This is a genomic window from Priestia sp. KCTC 13724 (assembly GCF_056820425.1).
Window position 1 is genome coordinate 1 of sequence record NZ_JBXDLD010000052.1, and the last position, 562, is coordinate 562.

The 562-nt window shown below is 31.3% G+C and carries 1 protein-coding gene; it reads left to right on the plus strand.

Features of this window, described 5'->3' with window-relative positions:
• Window positions 1-92: 92 nt before the first annotated feature.
• Window positions 93-383 carry a hypothetical protein gene (locus tag AC1UFB_RS07675; protein WP_482588913.1) on the plus strand — a complete coding sequence of 97 codons (291 nt, stop codon included), beginning with the start codon at window positions 93-95 and terminating at the stop codon, window positions 381-383.
• Window positions 384-562 lie beyond the last annotated feature (179 nt).

A 562-nucleotide genomic window follows, 5' to 3' on the forward strand; every position in this document is an offset into this window, starting at 1 on the left:
ACAACAGTAATTAGTAAGGCGAAAAAAGGTTGGCCTCTTAACCAACCTTTTTTCAGCTGTTCAAATAATAGAAAAACATGGAGGTTATTTTTTTGAAAGATAAAATAACCACATTGAAAAACCTACTTTTTATTATAATGGTCATTGGTTTCGCATCAGGATGTAATGGTAATCAAAATGAATTTATTCAAGGTAATAGTACTTTTGGTATTTCACAAGTACATACAAGTAAGCCAATTGATCAATCCGTTGCCAATCATGCGAAAGAAAAGATAATTGCCAAGGAAGATATTACAGACGTAAAAGTTGTGAATACTGATAAAGAGCTTTTGGCAGCGATTAAAGTTGAGAATTTTGATCGATTTCGATTAAAGAGTATCTAGAAGTCAGTAAAATCCGACTTAGAAAAAATATATCCGGACTCACTAGTGTCGCATTAAAATAATTCAACGCTTTATAAAAATCTAAATTTTCAGCAATTTTATCTTTGCATAAAAAAGCCTTTATAATGGTTGGGCGGTACTAAACCATCCAAATCCAAAATAAAGGACAATAAACATGG